This window comes from Luteolibacter sp. Y139 (assembly GCF_038066715.1).
Classification (GTDB): Bacteria; Verrucomicrobiota; Verrucomicrobiia; order Verrucomicrobiales; family Akkermansiaceae; genus Haloferula; species Haloferula soli.
Genome location: NZ_JBBUKT010000001.1, coordinates 80,145 through 98,856 on the forward strand (window position 1 = coordinate 80,145; position 18,712 = coordinate 98,856).

15 protein-coding genes are annotated in these 18,712 nt (G+C 62.5%); 7 read left to right on the forward strand and 8 right to left on the reverse strand.

The features are described 5' to 3' along the window. Positions 1 to 20: 20 nt before the first annotated feature. From WKV53_RS00370 to WKV53_RS00395, 6 genes are all read right to left on the reverse strand, one after another. The gene (locus WKV53_RS00370) at positions 21 to 1,037 is read right to left on the reverse strand and encodes a beta-ketoacyl-[acyl-carrier-protein] synthase family protein (protein ID WP_341402266.1); all 1,017 of its coding nucleotides are present in this window, start codon (positions 1,035 to 1,037) and stop codon (positions 21 to 23) included. Beyond that, positions 1,034 to 2,275 (reverse strand): beta-ketoacyl-[acyl-carrier-protein] synthase family protein, encoded by a 1,242-nt coding sequence (locus tag WKV53_RS00375; protein WP_341402267.1) that lies wholly within the window; start codon positions 2,273 to 2,275, stop codon positions 1,034 to 1,036. The genes WKV53_RS00370 and WKV53_RS00375 overlap by 4 nt, the downstream gene beginning before the upstream one ends. A gap of 53 nt (positions 2,276 to 2,328) precedes the next feature. Next, positions 2,329 to 5,412, reverse strand: coding sequence for an efflux RND transporter permease subunit (locus WKV53_RS00380; protein WP_341402268.1), 3,084 nt, complete (start codon positions 5,410 to 5,412; stop codon positions 2,329 to 2,331). Between the two features lie 21 nt (positions 5,413 to 5,433). Continuing rightward, on the reverse strand, positions 5,434 to 6,537 hold the full coding sequence (locus WKV53_RS00385) for an efflux RND transporter periplasmic adaptor subunit (protein ID WP_341402269.1): 1,104 nt from the start codon (positions 6,535 to 6,537) through the stop codon (positions 5,434 to 5,436). Continuing rightward, positions 6,534 to 7,361: a TetR/AcrR family transcriptional regulator gene (locus WKV53_RS00390; RefSeq protein WP_341402270.1), complete on the reverse strand. Its 828-nt coding sequence runs from the start codon at positions 7,359 to 7,361 to the stop codon at positions 6,534 to 6,536. The genes WKV53_RS00385 and WKV53_RS00390 overlap by 4 nt, the downstream gene beginning before the upstream one ends. Before the next feature lie 75 nt (positions 7,362 to 7,436). Continuing rightward, positions 7,437 to 7,889: an SRPBCC family protein gene (locus WKV53_RS00395; RefSeq protein ID WP_341402271.1), complete on the reverse strand. Its 453-nt coding sequence runs from the start codon at positions 7,887 to 7,889 to the stop codon at positions 7,437 to 7,439. 90 nt (positions 7,890 to 7,979) lie between these two features. Between WKV53_RS00395 and WKV53_RS00400 the strand changes: the two genes are divergently transcribed. Both WKV53_RS00400 and WKV53_RS00405 read left to right on the forward strand, forming a co-directional pair. Then, complete coding sequence (locus WKV53_RS00400) at positions 7,980 to 9,215, forward strand: AMP-binding protein (protein ID WP_341402273.1); 1,236 nt, start codon at positions 7,980 to 7,982, stop codon at positions 9,213 to 9,215. A gap of 188 nt (positions 9,216 to 9,403) precedes the next feature. Continuing rightward, on the forward strand, positions 9,404 to 10,114 hold the full coding sequence (locus WKV53_RS00405; protein WP_341402274.1) for a hypothetical protein: 711 nt from the start codon (positions 9,404 to 9,406) through the stop codon (positions 10,112 to 10,114). A gap of 6 nt (positions 10,115 to 10,120) precedes the next feature. Here the strand turns inward: WKV53_RS00405 and WKV53_RS00410 are convergent, their stop codons facing one another. After that, entirely contained in the window at positions 10,121 to 10,549 is a 429-nt protein-coding gene (locus tag WKV53_RS00410; RefSeq protein ID WP_341402275.1) for a 3-hydroxyacyl-ACP dehydratase FabZ family protein, read from the reverse strand. A gap of 116 nt (positions 10,550 to 10,665) precedes the next feature. Here WKV53_RS00410 and WKV53_RS00415 point away from each other — a divergent pair, with 116 nt between their 5' ends. From WKV53_RS00415 to WKV53_RS00435, 5 genes are all read left to right on the forward strand, one after another. After that, positions 10,666 to 11,502 carry a lysophospholipid acyltransferase family protein gene (locus WKV53_RS00415; protein ID WP_341402276.1) on the forward strand — a complete coding sequence of 279 codons (837 nt, stop codon included), beginning with the start codon at positions 10,666 to 10,668 and terminating at the stop codon, positions 11,500 to 11,502. 104 nt (positions 11,503 to 11,606) lie between these two features. Further along, a complete protein-coding gene (carA, locus tag WKV53_RS00420) occupies positions 11,607 to 12,746 on the forward strand; it encodes a glutamine-hydrolyzing carbamoyl-phosphate synthase small subunit (protein ID WP_341402277.1) in 1,140 nt (379 codons plus the stop codon). Between the two features lie 44 nt (positions 12,747 to 12,790). Further along, positions 12,791 to 14,059: an adenylosuccinate synthase gene (locus tag WKV53_RS00425; RefSeq protein WP_341402278.1), complete on the forward strand. Its 1,269-nt coding sequence runs from the start codon at positions 12,791 to 12,793 to the stop codon at positions 14,057 to 14,059. Between the two features lie 55 nt (positions 14,060 to 14,114). Continuing rightward, positions 14,115 to 14,822 (forward strand): undecaprenyl pyrophosphate synthase, encoded by a 708-nt coding sequence (gene uppS, locus WKV53_RS00430; protein ID WP_341402279.1) that lies wholly within the window; start codon positions 14,115 to 14,117, stop codon positions 14,820 to 14,822. Positions 14,823 to 14,899: 77 nt separating this feature from the next. After that, a complete protein-coding gene (locus WKV53_RS00435) occupies positions 14,900 to 16,462 on the forward strand; it encodes an RNA polymerase sigma factor (protein WP_341402280.1) in 1,563 nt (520 codons plus the stop codon). Positions 16,463 to 16,467: 5 nt separating this feature from the next. On the opposite strand, the gene WKV53_RS00440 is transcribed toward WKV53_RS00435, so the two are convergent. Then, positions 16,468 to 18,564 (reverse strand): outer membrane protein assembly factor BamB family protein, encoded by a 2,097-nt coding sequence (locus WKV53_RS00440; RefSeq protein ID WP_341402282.1) that lies wholly within the window; start codon positions 18,562 to 18,564, stop codon positions 16,468 to 16,470. Between the last annotated feature and the right edge of the window lie 148 nt (positions 18,565 to 18,712).

Genomic DNA, 18,712 nt, shown 5'->3' on the forward strand with positions numbered 1-18,712 from the left:
CGGCGAGCGCATTCCACGCCTCAACGCCCCAATCGACACGCTGCCGCCTGCTCATTGCCGCCCAAGGTGACTACCAGCGCCTCGTTCGCGTCACCGCGGCGAAGCCTCTCCACCGCAGCCACCAGCTGATGTCCCGCCGAAGCCCCGAAGCAATCGCCAAGCACCGGCTTCACCGAAAATCGCGGACCAGCCCACGCCCTGAATGCCTCATTCTCCGGCGCGTCGAAACTCGCTACGCCACTGCGGCTATCTGCCAACAAGGTGCGACCGTCATCACTCGCTTCAGCCGCGAAGGCGGCTTCCTTCAACGCCGCCACACGGTCCACGCCGCCGCCTAACAAAACCGGATCCGGAATCGAAAGCAGCTGCGGACCTTCGCCTCCCATTTCCAAATACAGCGCGGCTGCACCTTCGGACGGAATCGCATTGCCCGAGTAAAGACGCAGGCCTTCCGAACTCAGCCAATCGATCTCCTCAGGGGCAACGACCAGCACCCCATCGCAATCCCCACGCAGCAACCACTCCGTCGCGATCTCCAGCGCCGTATAAACCTCCGCACCATCACCGAGGATCGTGTCGTTCGGCGAGGTCGAATTGAAGAGCGCCGAAAGGTGACTGGAGGGCGCGTTGAAAACCGTCTCCGGGAAAAGGATCGGACTCGCCACCGAAGGATCCGCCAGCACCTCGCCGAAGAAGCGGTTCGAGTAATTCACGCAGCCATTGAACAGCGCACAAACCACTCCCAGCCGGATCTCACCCGAAGCCGCCTTTGCCACACGCTCCGCACCCAGCGCCTCCATTGCCGCCGCAGCCGCGAATTTCGAAACCGGACTCACCCGCCGCAACCGCGGACTCTTCGGCAAGGTCGACGGCGCCGCCGGCACCCGCAGCACAGGCGTGCTCACCGGCTCGCCCTGCTTCCGCTCGCGAACCAGCTCGGAAAGCTCCGGCCGTGCACCAGAATCCAGCGCCTCCATCATCGCAGGCACGCCCCAACCCGCCGAACTCACAGCGCCAGTGCCGGTGATGCGAATCACGACAGCACCTCCTTTTGGAAGATCAGCGTGGCATTCGCACCGCCGAAGCCGAAGGAATTCGTGAGCACGGTATTCACCACCGCCTCCCGCGGTTGTTGAACAAGGTCGAATTCCACCACCGGATCAATCTCGCGGACATTCAAGCTGGCAGGCAAAAACTGGTCACGCAGCGCAAGCAGGCAAATCACCGACTCCACCGAACCAGCACCGCCTAACAAGTGACCGATCGCCGACTTGGTCGACGAGACCTTGATCTTGGAAACCGCATCCCCCGCCCAGCGCGAGATCGCACGCGCCTCAGCCACATCATTGAGCGGCGTGCCGGTGCCGTGGGAATTGATGTAATCAATCTGCTCCGGCTCCAGCCCCGCGGCACGCGTCGCCTTCTCCATCGTCGTCAGCGCCGCATCGCCTTCAGGATGCGGCTGCGTGAGATGGTGAATGTCGGTCGCCGCGGCATACGAAAGCACCCGTGCAAAAATGTTAGCCCGCCGTGCCTTCGCCGCTTCCAGCGACTCGACCACGACGAAGCCCGCGCCTTCACCAAGCGCCAAACCATCTCGCGCCGCATCAAAAGGCCGCGGGATACCACTCGGCGAAAGCGCCTGCAGCGAATCGAAACCCGCGAAAACCAGCTGGCACAGCGCATCATACCCACCCGCCAGCACCCGCTCCGCCTTGCCCTCGGAAACCATCTGAAACGCATGCCCGATCGCATTCGCCCCCGATGCACACGCATTCGAGACAATGCGCAGCGGCCCGCGAACTCCGAGCGCGCGCATCATCTCCATCATCTGGAACTGCGGCTGATAGGTCTCCACCCGCGTGAGCTGCCCCCGCTTCGATTTCCCCTCGATCGCCTGAAGATAGTACCGCTCGCCCACCGGCATCGCCGCAGCGGACGTGCCGATCACCACCGGCATCTCGCCGCCCGACAAACCGGCCGCATCCAATGCCTCACGAGCCGCAAGCCAAGCCATCCGGCTCCCGCGATCCATCCGCTGCCACGCCTTCCGCGAAACACCGGGCGCACTGTTAGGCAGGTCGACCTGCCCGGCCGTGCCCACCCGTTGCCGCGAGACATCAAACAGATCCACCGGGCGGAATGCAGTCCGCCCCGCGCGAAAGCCTGCCGAGTTCTCCGCCAGATCCGCGCCCATCGGCGTCAAGATCCCGGCACCGGTGATGGCGACGGGACGCAGTGCGGAAACTGGGGGTTGATCGGCTCGGAATGCCACCGGCGGCAGCTAGGCAAGAGCGCCGCCGGTTGTCAAACCCCGCGGGCCCTTCCTTAGCCCGCGCTCGGTGCCAGCTCTCCGGAAACTTCTTCCTCATCAATCTCCTCGTGAGCCTGATGTTTCCCCGCAATAATCGAGTAGAAAGCCGGCACCACGAACAGCGTGAAAAGGGTCCCCACGATCATCCCGGTCACCAGCACGATCCCGATGCTGTTCCGCGATTCCGCACCCGCACCGGTCACGAAGATCAGCGGAGCATGCCCGAAGACCGTCGCCGCCGTCGTCATCAGAACCGGCCGCAAACGGGTCTGCGCAGCCTCCTTCAGCGCCGCGACCTTCTCCAATCCCTTCGCCTGAAGCTCATTCGCGAACTCCACGATCAAGATCCCGTTCTTCGCAATCAGACCCACCAGGGTGATGAGACCCACCTGCGAGTAGATGTTGATCGTCGTGAAGCCCATGAACGTGAACGCCAGCGCTCCGGAAATCGCGAGCGGCACCGAACCGAGCAGGATGATCAACGGATCACGGAAGCTGTGGAATTGCGCCGCCAGCACCAGATAGATCAGCACCACCGCAAAGCCGAGCGTCACCACCAGCGCCGACCCTTCCTTTCGGATCTGCCGGGACTCGCCGCCGTAATCCAGCGTGACACCCGGAGCGATCGCCTTCCGCGCCGCGCCCTCAAGCACACTAAGACCGGCCTCCTTGGTGATCCCGGGCTTCACACCGCCGAAGATCTTCACCGCATTCCGCTGCTGGAAGCGGTTCAAGGTTCGCGGCGAAGTAGTGGCCTCGACACTCGTGAAAGTCGAAACCGGAACCAGCCCGCCATCCGGAGTCTTGATCTTGAGATCAAGCAACGGACCCACCGCCGCACGGTCGCTGTCACCGAGCTGAGGGATCACCTTGTAGCTGCGGTCGAAGTAGTTGAAGCGATTCACATAGGCACCGCCAAGCAAGGTGCCCAGTTCCTGCCCCACACCGGCAAGGTCGAGCCCAAGGTCAGCCAGGCGCTCGCGATCAATCATCACTTTCGCCTCGGGCCGATCGATCTTCAGGTCGGTATCGACGTAGAGGAATTTCCCGCTCTGGAAACCAGCCCCTATGATCTGCTGGGCGACCGGAAGCAACTCCTGAACAGGTCCATCCGTCTGAAGAACCATCTCCACATCATACTGCCCCGGTGTCGGCAGCGAGGGATCCAAACGCGGGAACACCCGCAATCCAGGCACCTGCGAAACCGCACCAAAGACCTGCCCGTAGATTTCTTCCGAAGTCCGGTCACGCTCGTCCCACGGCTTCATCGCCATCCCGCCAAATCCACCCCAACCCGCCGTGAGCGACCACATGAAGCGGGTCTCCGGGAACGCGGTGATCTTCTTCACAAGCTCCTGCGAATCACGATTCGCAGCCTCGATGGTCGAGTCCGGCGACGTGTCCAGGAAAAGGCTGATGTGGCTCTGGTCTTCCACCGGAGCCAATTCGCTCTCCGACATCTTGTAGAACGGCCACGCCGCAAGCATGATGACGACAGCCAGGCCAAGGATCACCCAGCGAATGCTCAAAGCGCCATCCAGCGCCACCGAGTAGGCCGCCTTCACGCGATCGAAGGCACGATTGACCAGACGCGTGAGGAATCCTTCCTGCCCCGTCTTGTGAATGAAGCGCGAGCTCATCACCGGCGAAAGCGTCAGCGCCACGAAACCCGAAACGATCACCGCCGCCGCCAGCGTGATGGCAAATTCAAGGAACAGCGACCCGGTAAGCCCGCCCTGGAAACCGATGGGAGCATAGACCGTCGCCAGCGTGATCGTCATCGCGATGATCGGCCCCTTGAGCTCCCGCGCTCCCAGTAAGGCTGCCTGAATGCGCGATTTCCCTTCCCGCACGTGGCGCTCGATGTTTTCCACCACCACAATCGCGTCGTCCACCACCAGACCGACGGAAAGCACCACCGCGAGAATGGTCAGCAGGTTCAGGCTGAAACCACAGGCCAGCATGATCGCCGCCGTGCCGATCAATGAAATCGGCATGGCAATCAAGGGCACCAGCGCGGTGCGGATAGAACCCATGAAAACGAACACCGCGAGACCCACGATCAGGATCGTCTCGCCCAGCGTCTTGCTGATCTCCTTCAGCGCCTCGCGCATGAACATCGTCCCGTCATAGGCGAGGTTCATTTCGATGTCCTCCGGCAGCGTCGGACGGATAACGTTCATTTCCTCTTCAAGCGCTTTGGCGACATCGATCTCGTTCGATCCCACCAATGGCCAAATCCCCAGATACACACCCTCCTTTTCACTGTGCTTCGCGATCAGGTCGGGCTCTTCCGAACCGAGCTCCACCTTCGCGACATCCGTCAGGCGAACGATCGCGCCGTCGCGCTCGACCACGATCAGCTTCTCGAAATCATCCGTGGACCGCAGGTCCGTATTCGCGAGCAGGTTGACCTCCACGAGGTTGCCCTTGGTCCGTCCCACCGCAGCCAAATAGTTGTTCCGCCGCAGCGCGGAGTGAACATCGCCCGGCGTCAGATTCAGCGCGGCCAAACGGTCGGGATCGATCCAGATCCGCATCGCGATTTGCCGTCCACCTTCGATCGTCACCCGCTGGATCCCCGGCAGCGTCGCAAACTGCGGCTGAAGCGAGCGCGACAACCAGTCGGTCACCGCTGAGACACTCCGCTTATTGGACGTGAAGCTCAGATAAAAGGTCGCGTAGGGCCGGTCCGCGCGCTGGATCTCCACCATCGGCGGCTCCGCATCCGGCGGCAGCTCCGCACGGACCTGCTGGAGCCGGGCGCTGATCTCGGCCAGCGCCGCGGTGGTGTTGTGGTTCAGCTTGAGATGCACGGTCACCGTGCTGACGCCGGCACGACTGCTGGACTCCACATGATCGACACCGCCGATCTGCGACGCGACACGCTCGATCGGCGTCGTCAGGAAGCCGCGGACCGTCTCGGCACTCGCCCCGTAGTAAAGCGTGGTGATGAGCACCGACGAGCTTTCCAGCTTCGGGAACTGCTGCACCGGCAGCGAGCCGATCGCACGCCAACCCACGAGAACGATCACGAGGTTGACCACGATGGCGAGCACCGGGTGTTTGATGAAAATATCGGTGAAGGAGCGACGCATGGCCCGGGTGGGGAAAGAGCTTTAGTGAGCCTGTGGCGGGGCTTGGCCGGCATCGGCGACGAGCACGCCATCGCGAAGCTTGAAGGAGCCGGAAGCGGCAACGGGCTCGCCCGCGGTTAGACCGCTCTCGACAATGACTTCGTCACCCAGCACCGCACCGCCTTTCACCATCCGTATGGCGGCGCGCGGCTTGCCGTCTTTGCCTGGAACCACCACAAAAACATGATCACCTTCAGGCCCGCGGCGCATCGCACTCACGGGGATGGCGACCACCTTGCGCGGCCCACCCACGGGCACGTTCACCTGCACCGAAGCGCCAGGCGACGGCAGCAGCTTGGCGTCCGCAACCTTCGCGCGGATGTTCGCATTGCGGGTGGCGCGATCGATTCGGGAATCGAGAGCGATGATGGTGGCACTCACCGGCGTATCCTTGTTTGCACCAATGACCTCGACCGTGTCGCCTTCGTGTAAAACCTCAGCCACGCTTTGAGTGACGGTGAAATCGACATGCGCGGCCTCGTCCACGCCCTGTAGCGTCGTAAGCACCGTGCCCTCCTCCAGGTATTGGCCTGGGTGCAGATCCGACAAGCCGATGCGGACCCGGAAGGGCGCGTGGATCACCTTGCGAGCAATCATCGCCTTCGTTCGCTCCATCTGGGCCAATATCACATCGTGCTCGGCCTTGGCTTGATCCAGATCCTTCTTCGAGCTCGCGCTGCTGGAAGCCAGCGATTCCACACGGTGCAGCGTGGCATCAGCCAGCGCCGCCTGAGCCTCCTGCGCTTTCAATTCGGCCTCCTCCACCGAGACATCCATCGCGACCAGCTCGGCTCCCGCATCGACCACCTTGCCGGGTGTCAGGTCGACGCGTGCCACGGTCCCGGCGAGCTCGTTCTTCAAGGTCACCGACCGCAGCGCGAGCACGGTGCCGACAGCCGTGGTCGTCCGGCGATGCTCAATCTCCCGAGCTGGCTTAACAATCACCGCCTCCATCGGCTCCGGCATCATTGCCGCCTCGTCAGCCGCTTTCTTCTGGTCCGCTTTTTTCCAAGCAGCCAAGCCGATGCCCGTCCCCGCCACGATGGCGATGAGCACCAGCGATCCAATCCATTGCGATGCCTTCATGGTTCCTGATGAGTCGTCGTTTCAGATCCTGTTTTCTTGGAAGATTCGATGGACTGGGCGAGCGCCCGCTCCAGCACCCCTCGCATCCGGTCGAGGTCCTCCTGGCTCACCGGCCGCAACCGCAGCACCCAATAAAGCCATAGTCCGTCGATCGCCGTCGCCAGGGTCTCGGCGACCCCATCCGGCAATCCATCCGCCTGCAAATAACCGTAAAGCTCCTGATAAGCCTCCTGCATCGGCGCCACCAAACCCGGATTCTGCGCCAACGCGGCAAACACGGAAGAATAGCTGCGCCGAAGCTCCTCCGTCCACGACTGGGCGTCCGTAAAACACCCTTGTAAAAGCCCCCGCACCATCCGCCCCGGCCCGGGCGAGGCATTCTCGTAGGCCGACGTGAAATGAAGCCGCCATCCATCCGCCGCCCGCCGGACCATCCCCTCGATCAGCTGGTCCTTGTTCGTGAAATAGTGCAGCAGGCCACCCTTGCTGACCCCGGCTTCGGCCGCCACGGCATCAAAGGTCAGCCGCGAAACGCCCTCCCGTGCCGCCACCGTTTCCGCCGCGTCGAGCAGTTGGTCCCTGAGGGACGATGAAGTGAGTTTTCCCATGCCGCGCCGCAACCAAACCGTCCAGACGGTCGGAGTCAAACCGTCTGGACGGTCGGACTCGATTTTCCCTGTCATGCAAATCATTCCACCCCTTCGACGAACGAGGCGGGCCAGACGTGACAGAACCGCGTCGATTCTTGCCTGCCGCTGGGTGCGCGGAGCCTCTGGCCCGCAGAATGAGCCCTCAAAATCCGCCGTTTCCCAATGATCCGCCAAATCAACGAGCCAGGTTTCCCCGATCTCAGGAAATGGTGCTGCCGGGTTCGCTTCCGCGGGCCAAAGACTCCGCTCTCAAGCATCTTCCGCCAAGCGGCGTATCACCTCGTTCCGTTCCTCCAACAGCCGCCGCATGTATCGCTCCAGAAAGAGCACATCCGCCAAACGCCCTAGCACACCAAGCGGTGCAGTGTAGTCGAAGACATCCGTCATCCGCGTCCCACTCGGAATCTCCTCAAAGTGGTGATCGTGGACAAATCCAGCGAACGCCCCCGAAATCATCGAGTCCCGGAAGTGGACCGGCTTCGTCATCGCATCGATACGACTGGCGAGCCGCTGCCGCACGCCGAAATGGGTCGCCTCCCACGTCACCGTCTCCCCCGCCTCGATCAGCCCCGAAGTCCGCCCCGCAACCGCCTTCTCACCGTGCCTCGTCTGGCTCTCCTGATGGACATCGATGCTCCGCGCGAAATCGAACACCCTTTCGATCGGTGCGGCGATGTCAGTAACGATTTCAATCCGGGGCACACCCGGAGTTTGGAGGCAACAACCGCTCAGGCAAGCCCCACAAGGAACTTGGCACTTTTCACCCGGAAGCTCCATCCCTAGGCAGACCGAGTGCTATTCTCCCGCTGGCTGCAAACCCTCGACCAATCAAGCGACCGGATCGCTCTGATCGATGGAGCGGAGCACATTACCTTTTCAGATCTCCACAAGCGCTTAACCCGGTTGCCGAAAGCGAACGGACCTGTGATCGCGCAAGGATCCGCCGTCGATATCGCGCTCGCCGCTTTGCGTGGTTGGCGCGATGGACAGCCGGTCCTCCCGTTGGAAAAAGGAGCTGCCATCCCGGAGCTACCCGCGTCATTTCCCGAAGGCACGGCGCACTTGAAGCTAACCCCGGGCATCGAAGGAAAACCCCGCGCCGTATTCTTTTCCGCGGAACAGATCGCAGCCGACGCCGACCGCCTCGCCGCAGCGATGCACCTGCACCATGAGGTGCCGAACCTGGCCGCAGCATCGCTCACGCACTCCTACGGCTTCTCCAGCATCATCCTGCCCCTGCTGCTGCACGGCGTGCCAGTGCACGTCGTGGAAGTGCCCTTCCCGAAAATCATGGCTGATGCCATCGCGCAGCACGATGGCGTGGTGCTGCCGGGAGTCCCCTCGATGTGGAAGGCATGGCATCGCTCGGGGATCCTGCGCGAGGCCAAGATCGCGCTCGCCGTCTCAGCCGGCGCACCACTGTCGCTCGAACTGGAATGCTCGGTCTTCAACGACTGCGGCCTGAAGCTCCACAATTTCTACGGAGCCAGCGAATGTGGCGGGATCTCCTACGACACCAGCGAGACACCACGGGAAAGCGCCGCCGATCTCGGCACGCCCTTGCCCGGAGTCAGCGTGAAGGTTTGCGAGTCAGGGCGCTTCCTCATCGGGAGCACCTCGGTCGCACTCGGCTACGAGTCGAAACGCGAAAGCGAGATCCTCGGCAATGGCAGCTTTCTCACCCAGGACTTCGGACGCATTGAAGACGGACGCATGATGTTAGAAAGCAGCGGCGCGGAATCCATCAACGTCGCCGGCCGCAAGATCGGCCCGGCAAAAATCGAGGCCGCCCTCATGGCCAGCGGTCTGGTGATGAGAGCCCGCGCCTTCGGCGTCCCCAGCCACGATCCCGAGCGCGTCGAAGAAGTCACCGCCATGGTGGAACTGAAATCCGGCACGCTCGAGCAACTCCGCCAGCGCATGACCGAAGTCCTCGCCGGCTGGGAAATGCCTCGCCATTGGGAGACGGCCGCGGACGATTCCCTGTGGACGCTTTCCCGCGCCGACCTTAAAAGGCGGCACTCATGATTCCCACATGGACTCGCCGGAACTGGATCGGATTGTCCGGCTTCGCCCTGCTCGGATGCCAAGAGCGCAAGGCACCAACTGCTACGAAGCCAACGCCAATCCCGGCCACACGGAAACTTTTCGCCGGCCCATTCTCCGTCAATGTTCCCGATGACTGGGCCAAAACGGCCGTGATCAAGCAGGTGCCCATGCATCCGCTTTACACCGCGGAGGAGTGGAAGCAGACGCAAACGGACCAACAGTTCATTCTCAAGCCAAGCTATTACAACCGTCCGCTTCACTGGGCCATCCGCCTGCCAGCTGCCACGCCGAGCGGCATCCCCATCGAACCCGAGAACGCCGACGATGACTCGGAGGCAGCCCAGATCCTGATTCACAAGGCGGACGAGTGGGGATCAATCATGACGGACGGCACTGTAGGCCGGGAGAAGCCCGACAAATCACTCGGCACTCTTCGGAAGCAGATCGATGAGGCCGCCACAGGCGATGGCGATGTGAGTTCGCCCGCCTTTGTGGATGGGAGCGCTGGCTTTCCGACCTTGAAGAAGCGCCTTGAGTTTGATGGAGGTCACGGAATTCGGACCGTCACGCAATGGTTGTTCGAAAACGACCTCATGAGAAAGGGACGCCTTCACTACCTTTTTGTCGGCATGTCGGACGACAACACCTGCCAAATCATCGCCACCTTCCCGATCACATTACCCGGCTTGCCGGATGACTCACCTGACGCCGAACACTTGGGCCGAAGCTCAAGGCGCGAGGAAGATCTCTCCCAAAACTTCGAAGCCTACTGCACCGAGGCCGAAGCGTGGCTTGCCACGCACGCCGCGGAGATTACTCCGGGCTTGCAGACCTTGGACGACATGATCCGAAGCCTCGTCGTCCGCCGCTGGGAGTGAAGCCGCTCAGGAAGCGCTCTCCTGCCCGCTGAGCATGATCTTCGCCGAGGCAAGCGGCCGGTCACCCACACTGACCTCACCCGACACTTGGATCATCCCACCAAGACGCCCCTCGACCTCGGCCTTCAGCGTCAACGTTTCCCCCGGCTTGGCCACTCCCAGAATCTTCGCCCCACGCACCCCGGTCAGCAGCAGATTCTCCAAAGGCGGAATCGCCGGATCACTCTGCGCCACCACCCCGCCGAGCTGCGCAATCGCCTCGATCAGGATCACCCCGGGCATCAGCGGATTCCCCGGAAAGTGCCCGGCGAGAAAGCCCTCGTCACCCCGCACTAGGTAGCTGGCAGTCGCGGATTTCCCCGGATCGAGCGTTTCGATCGCATCGACGAAGCGGAATTCCGGCCCGTGGGGCAGCGCAGCGAGAGGATCTTGCATCGCTGCGATCCATCCCCTCCCCAGCCGCCCTGACAAGCCCCGAGAGGCTCTAACACTACGGAAATTTCCATCGACCGTGTGGATTCAAACACGTTAGACTCGCCGCGCTGTTGTCCATGCCCTCCTTGGAAAGCCAAACTCTCCCCCGGCCCGATTCCGCGGCCGCGCAAGCGCGCCGCTGGTGGCGCTGGCCATGGGAAATGGCGGCCACGCTCGGAGGCATCGCCTACTGGGGCATCTTCGGGCTGCTCTTCACCGCGATCTCGATTCCCCTGATCATCCTGCTCCCCTGCGCCACCGCGAAAAAGCTCGGCCGCAGCATGCTGCACCGGGCCTTCCGGGTTTTCGTGGCCTACCTGCGGGCCACCGATCTGGTCTACGCCGACTTGAGCTCGCTCGATGCCCTGGAGGAGGAAAAGCAGCCCGTCATCATCGCGCCGAACCACACCTCCCTGTGGGACGCCGTCTTTGTGATTTCCAAGCTCCCGCAGCCGATCTGCATCATGAAGGAGGCGATCCTGAAGAATCCCTTCCTCGGCGGCGGCGCCCGGCTGGCCGGCTACATCCCCAATGGATCCTCCTCCCGGATGGTGAAAGACGCTGCCGGGGCGCTCCAGAAGGGCGGGCAGCTCCTCCTTTTCCCCGAGGGCACCCGCACCCGCCGCGAAGCCCGCTGGATCAATCCCCTGCGCGGCGGCTGCGCCCTGATCGCCCGGAAAGCCGGCGTCGCCGTCCGCCCGGTTTTCATCCGCAGCAATACCCGCTTCCTCGAAAAAGGCTGGCCGCTCTGGCAAAAGCCGGAATTCCCCATCCGCATCAGCATTGAGCTCGGCGAACCGGTCCTGCCGGGGGAAAACGAGACCGCACACGAGTTCACCAAGCGGCTCGAGGGGATCTACGAGCAGAATCTTTCCCGCGCCCACAAGCTGCGGCGGCAGGTGGAAGCGGGCTGACGCGGAAGGAATTCCGAATTCCGCTTGTGACGCGGGTCCGCCCTCCCCTACGTTCCGCCCGCCGCGCGGGAAGCCCTCCTACCTTTTGCGGCAGTATCGCGCCCATGAAAGCCATTCTTGCCCTGGAAGACGGCCGCCTTTTCGAAGGCCGTGCCTTCGGAGCCTCCGGAACGACCACCGGGGAAATCTGCTTTAATACCTCGATGACGGGCTACCAGGAGGTCATCACCGACCCCTCCTACCGCGGTCAAATCGTCTCGATGACCTACCCGCAGATCGGAAACTACGGGATCAATCCGGAAGACGCCGAGTCGTCCGCTCCACACGTCCGCGGCTTCGTGATCGGCGAACTTTCGCCCGTCGCCTCGAACTGGCGCTCGCGGATGACCCTGCCCGACTACTTCTCGGAGCACGGTGTGCTGGGCATCGAGCACGTCGACACCCGCGCCCTGACCAAGCACCTGCGCTCCCGCGGTGCCATGCGCGCCTGCCTGACCACCCAGCTTTCCAGCGAGGAAGCCATCTCCACCGCCCGGAAGTCCCCTTCCATGGAAGGCATGGACTACGTGCAGGAAGTCTCCACCCCGAGCGATTACCTCTGGGATTCCGAGTCACGTCGCTTCACCCTGCCGAATGCCCTGACCGGCCATCTCGACACCTACTTCGAGCTGCCCCCGATCAAGCATCGCATCGTCGCCTTCGACTTCGGCATCAAGTGGAACATCCTCCGCCGCCTGCGCCAGGCCGGCTTCGAGGTGGACGTGGTGAATTCCCGCACCACCGCCGAAGCGGTCCTGGCCAAAAACCCGGACGGCATCTTCCTCTCGAACGGCCCGGGCGACCCGGCCGCCCTCGGCTACATCCACGAGGAAATCAAGAAGCTCATCGGCAAGAAGCCCGTCTTCGGCATCTGCCTCGGCAATCAGATCCTCGGCCACGTCTTCGGCGGCAAGACCTACAAGCTGAAGTTCGGCCACCGCGGTGGCAACCAGCCGGTCAAGGACCTGCGCAGCGGACGGATCTCCATCACCTCGCAGAACCACGGCTTCGCCGTCGATCCCGACTCGCTGCCGTCGAACGCGGAAGTCACTCACATCAATCTGAACGACGACACCGTCGAAGGCATCCGCCACAAGGACATGCCCGTGTTCTCCGTCCAGTATCACCCGGAAGCCGCCCCCGGCCCGCACGACGCGACCTACTTCTTCGAAGAATTCGCCTCCCTCATCGACTCCACCAAATAGCTTCTACCACTGATCACCGATCACTGATCACTGATCACTTCCGAATGAACACCATCGTCACCGGTCTCCAGTGGGGAGACGAAGGCAAAGGCAAGATCGTCGATTACCTCACCGAGTCCGCTGACGTCGTCGTCCGCGGCCAAGGCGGCAACAATGCCGGCCACACGGTCATCGCCCGTGGCACGAAGTACATCCTGCACCTGCTCCCCTCCGGCATCCTCTGGGACGGCAAGATCAACATCATCGGCAACGGCGTCGTCGTCGACCCGGTCGGCCTTGTCGCGGAAATCGAGCGCGTCGAAGGCCAGGGCGTCTCCATCACCCCGGACAAGCTCCTCATTTCCGACCGCGCACACGTCGTGCTTCCGCTGCACAAGGAACTCGATGCCGCCCGCGAAGCCGCCCTCGGCGATCGCAAGATCGGCACCACCAAGCGCGGCATCGGCCCGGCCTATGCCGACAAGATCAACCGCAACGGACTGCGCATCGCCGACCTGCTCGATGAGGCTTACTTCCGCGAAATGGTCGCGCACCGCACCGCCGACGCGAACGAGGTGCTCGCCAAGTTCGGCCTGCCCACCTTCAACGCCGAGGAACAAGCCGACGAAGTGCTCGCCGCCTTCGCCCGCCTGAAGCCACACGTGAGCAATACCATTCCGGTGCTCCACAAGGCGTGGAAGGCAGGAAAGATCATCCTCTTCGAAGGTGCCCAGGGCTCGCTGCTCGATATCGACTTCGGCACCTATCCCTTCGTCACCTCGTCGAATACCACCTCCGGCGGCTCCTGCACCGGCACCGGCCTCCCGCCGACATCGATCCAGCAGGTCATCGGCGTCTGCAAGGCCTACACAACTCGAGTCGGTTCCGGTCCCTTCCCGACCGCCGATGAAGGCTTGTCGCAGTATCTGCACGATCTTGGCCGCGAATTCGGCGCCACCACCGGCCGCCCGCGCGGTTGCGGCTGGCTGGATGCCGTCCTGCTCCGCCACGGCTGCATGGTCAATGGCGCCACCGGCCTCGCGGTCACCAACCTCGACGGCCTCGACAACTACGCCACGCTCCAGATCTGCACCGGCTACGACATCGATGGCATCATCCACGAGCTCCCGCCGGCCGATCGCCACGCCTGGGACCGCGCCGTGGCCGTTTACGAAGAGCTTCCCGGCTGGCAGCAGGACACCACCGCCTGCACCGATTTCATCGACCTGCCGGCAAACGCGAAGGCCTACCTCAAGCGCCTCAGCGAACTCTGCGACACGCCCGTGAAATTCGTCGGCGTCGGCCCGGACCGTGCTCAAACGTTAGTCGTCTGAAATTCACTACCGCTTCATGCAATCCGCGTCCCCCCTCCCTAGCTTCGGCCGCGACATGAATGACTCCTCCATTCCCCGGCACATTGCCATCATCATGGATGGCAATGGTCGCTGGGCGAAAGAGCGAGGCAAGCCCCGCATCTCCGGCCACCGCGCCGGCGCCGAGTCCGTGCGCGAATGTGTGGAAGGCTGCAAGCAACTCGGCGTCGAGTATCTCACACTCTACGCCTTCTCCTCCGAGAACTGGAATCGCCCCGCCGCCGAAATCACGGCGCTGATGGCGTTGCTAGAGCGCTTCCTCGAAGAAAAGGCCGGGGAGCTGATGAAGCAAAACGTCAAGCTGACCGCCATCGGCCACCTTGAGCGCTTGCCGGATCGCACTCGCCGCAAGCTCAACAAGGCAATCGAGCGCACCTCGGGAAACACCTCGCTGACTCTCATTCTCGCGCTCTCCTACGGTGCCCGCGAAGAAATTGTCGAAGCCGCCCGCTCCCTGGCCGTCGACGCCGCCGCGGGAAAAATCGACCCCGCACAGATCGACAACGCCACCTTCGCCTCGCGGCTCTACACTGCGGACATCCCGGACCCGGACCTCCTGATCCGCACCTCCGGCGAGCTGCGCGTTTCGAATTTCCTGCTCTGGCAGATCAGCTACGCGGAGATCGTCATCTTCAAGAAATTCTGGCCCGACTTCCATCAGGCCGATCTCAATGAAGCGGTGCAGGAATACGCCCGCCGCCACCGCCGCTTCGGCGGACTCTGAGACTCGCGCGGCCATTTGGGTCATCCGTGAAATTTCCTGTCTGATTTCGGGACGGGCTTCACAGATGATTTCATACGATGTCCGAAGTGTCCGATGCCGAGCTGCTCTCGAAGTGGCTGAAGCACCAATCCGAAGAAGCGTTCCGCGCGCTGACGGCGAGGTATGCCGGACTCGTTTTCATGGCCGCACGGCAGACCTGCCGGAATGAGGCGCTGGCAGCGGACGCAGCCCAGCTGACCTTCATCACCCTCGCCCGCAAGGGAGCTTCCTTGTCAGGCAGAGCCACCCTCGCAGGCTGGCTGCACCGGACGGCCGTCTTCCACTCCAGGAACGCCCTTCAATCGCAGCGGAGTGAATCACGGAAGCGGGACGAATTTGAAACCCACTTCCGGAGCATGACACCCGATCCCTCTGGAGAGACATGGGAAGAAATCGAACCCCTGCTCGCCGAAGCACTCGATGCACTGCCGGGCAAGGACCGCGATGCGCTTTTGCTCCGCTACTATCGGCGGCTGAGCCTGAAAGAGATTGCCGAAGTCCAGACGATCAGCGCCGCCGCCGCGCAGAAACGGGTGGACCGGGCGATTGAACGGCTACGACGCCAATTTACCCTTCGCGGATGCGTGGCGGGCAGTGGCTTGGGCGCGGCCCTTGCACACGGCCTGGGCGGCATCCCCTCCGTTCCATCGGCCACCGTCGCGTCATTGACGAAACAGTCGATCGCCGCCGCTGCGTCCGCGGCAATGCCTTCGCTTCTGAGTCTTCTCCTTTCTCTCTTCGCCATGAAAAAAGCCCTCGTGATCCTGTCGGCAATTCTTCTCCTCGCAGTGGTCGGAACTTTGGCGCTCCGGGCAAAACCGGCGACTCCCCCTTCAACACCGGTCAACATCGCGAGCCAACCTGCGAGTGACGCCAGATCTCGCCTGCGCCCGGTCGGCGTCGACGCTCAAGCCGCCAATCCAGCCGCCGCCGAACAGGAGCGGTTGAAGAAACTCTATGGGGAAGAGCAGTGGCGCGTCTCGACCCGGACCGCGGAAGATGTCGTGGCATGCGTGCAAGCGATCCGCAGCATGGTCGACCCCCAGCTCTCCAAGTTGAAGCCTGACGAAAGCTTGGGAAGCATGGCCCTCATGAAAATCACCGGGCCGGATGCCCTTCCTCCCGACAAATTGGCGGAGGTACAGCAGCTCTCTCTCGATTACACGAAGCGGAGGTGGGAGGAATCACGACAAGCCTTGGACCGCTTCAATCGCGCCCCAGCTCCGTTGCTGGAACTGCTCCTCGCATCGGATGCGTGTGCCTCCGGCAAGATGTCGCTGGAAGACTATGAGAAGCTGCGCAACGGCAACCCTGACTTCGAAGCAGTGGCGATTCCCGTCGACCTCGTAAACCGGAACATCAACGCCGACTTTGGACAACCACTCAAGGATCCCGCTTTCGTTGAGGCTCTTGGAAGTCACCTCAACGAGCTCGGGCGAACCCGGCTGGACGAGATCGCCCGGGAACGTGCTTCTGCCAAACCCGTATCCACCTCGACCTTCGACCTCCTGCCACCCACCCGTTTGGAAAACCTCGCCGCGCAGGCAAAAGGTGCCCGGCAGATCATCGAGTCGCTCGTGGAGTCAGGGGAGATGAAGTAGCCCTGCTACTCTGGCAACGAGAAGGCCACATAAGCATCACCGCTTTTCGTCCCCATCTTCCCACCACCACAGGCGACCACCACGTACTGCCGCCCTCCCACCGAGTAGGTCGCAGGTGTCGCGTAGCCACCGGCTGGCAGCTTGGCTTTCCAAAGCTCTTGTCCGGTGCGGCGGTCGAACGCCCGGATGTGCTCGTCCCTGCTGGCAGCGATGAATACCAAGCCGCCGGCAGTGATGACCGGTCCGCCATAGTTCTCAGTGCCGGTCTTGGGAATGCCTTTGGCGGTCAGTTCGGGATACTCACCGAGTGGAACCGACCACTTGTAGTCGCCGGTATTCAAGTCAATGGCATTGAGCGTGCCCCACGGCGGTTTGACCGCGGGATAGCCCTGCGGGTCCAGGAAGCGATTGTAGCCGGTAGTCGTGTAAGGCGAAACGGCGGGGCTCCCATCGCCTCCCGGCTCGGTCTTGCGCGCAGGGTCGTTCACCTCCTCGCCAAAGAGGAAATCCGCGAGCTGCTGGCGCTGCGCTTCACTCAGGAAGGCGAAGGCCGGCATCACCTTCCGACCGGTCTGAAGAAGGGAAACCACGTCCGGCTTCTTCAGCCGCTGGGACACGTCTGTTAGATTCGGGACGTTCTGGGCAGGGTTGCCCTTGCGATCCACACCGTGGCAGGCGGCGCAGAGCTGGGTGTAGAATGTTTCGCCAGTGGTCGCGGCCGCATTTCCTTTCGCAGGCACCATGGTGAGAATCCACGGCATCTCGTTGGCATTGACGTAGAGAACACCATCGGGATCAGCCGCCGCTCCACCCCACTCCGCCCCGCCGTCGAAGCCGGGAAAGATGATCGTCCCCTGCTCGCTCGGCGGCGTGAAGGGAGCATGCGGCTTCAGCTTCTCGAAACGTTCCAAGACGACGTGATGCGCCTCCGGCGAAACATCGGTAACGAGGTCCTTGCTGAAAACTTGCCGTGCAAACGGTGCCGGCTTCGAAGGAAGCGGCTGCGTCGGCCATGCCGACTCCCCCGCAAGATCGGAAGGCAGCACCGGCTTTTCCTCGATCGGAAACAGCGGCTCACCCGTCACTCGATCGAAGACAAAAACATGCCCCGACTTCGTGACCTGCGCCACCGCATCGATGCGCCGGCCATCTCGCGTGATCGTGAGCAAATTCGGCGGCGCGGGCAGATCGCGATCCCACAGGTCGTGATGGACGAACTGGAAATGCCAGACGCGCTTGCCGGTATTGGCATCGAGCGCGAGCAGGCAATTCGCGTAAAGATTCTGACCAATGCGATCCCCTCCCCAGAAATCGAAGGCCGCAGAACCGGTCGGACAAAAAACCAGCCCGCGCGCTTCATCCACGGCGAAGCCGGTCCAGACATTCGCTCCGCCCAGCCGGCGGGAGGCATCGGGCGGCCACGTCTCACTACCCGGCTCGCCGGGCTGCGGGATCGTGTCGAACCTCCAGACCAATTCACCGGTGCGGACATTGTAGGCACGGATCGGTCCCGGCGCGGCAGGCCCTGGCCCCTCCCCGAGCCGCATGCCCATGATCAGGAGATCGCGATAAATCACCCCCGGAGTATTCGCGGTGAGGTAGAGGTTCCCCGCCTCGCGCCCCAGACCCTCCTTCAGATCGACGCTGCCGCCCTTTCCGAAAGAGGAGATCCGCTTTCCGCTGCGCAGGTCGATCGCATGCAGGTAGCGGTCATTCGCATAGAGGATCCGAGCATCATCACCCGTGCCCCACTGAACAACACCGCGATTCACCCCACTCTTCGCCAATCCTTCCTTCGCCGGATCGAACCGCCACTTTTCCATCCCGCTCGCAGCATCGAGGGCGACCAGTTGGAAATCAGGCGAGGTGCCGTAGAGCACGCCGTCAATCACCAGCGGGTTGCATTGGATCTGCGAGCGGTTCTCTGCATCAGCTCCGCCGGCGTGATAGGTCCAGGCAGGCTGAAGCTTCGAAACATTCTCCGGCGTGATCTGGGCGAGCGCGGAATAGTGGCTGCTCGTCTTGTCCCCCAGATAGGCAGGCCAATCGGTGTCGGCGCCCTTTGCGGCAGCCAGCATGAGAAGAAGAGCGAATGACTTCATGAAAAGCGGGGTGCTCCGATTACGTGAGCGACTCCCTGATTTCTCTGATGAAATCGCAGCCGGACAATCATTGTCGCGTTCCTCCGCCTCCTCAGACAAAAATGTCCGCTTAAGTTGTTTTTGGTGAGAATTTTTCTGGTTTCAACCC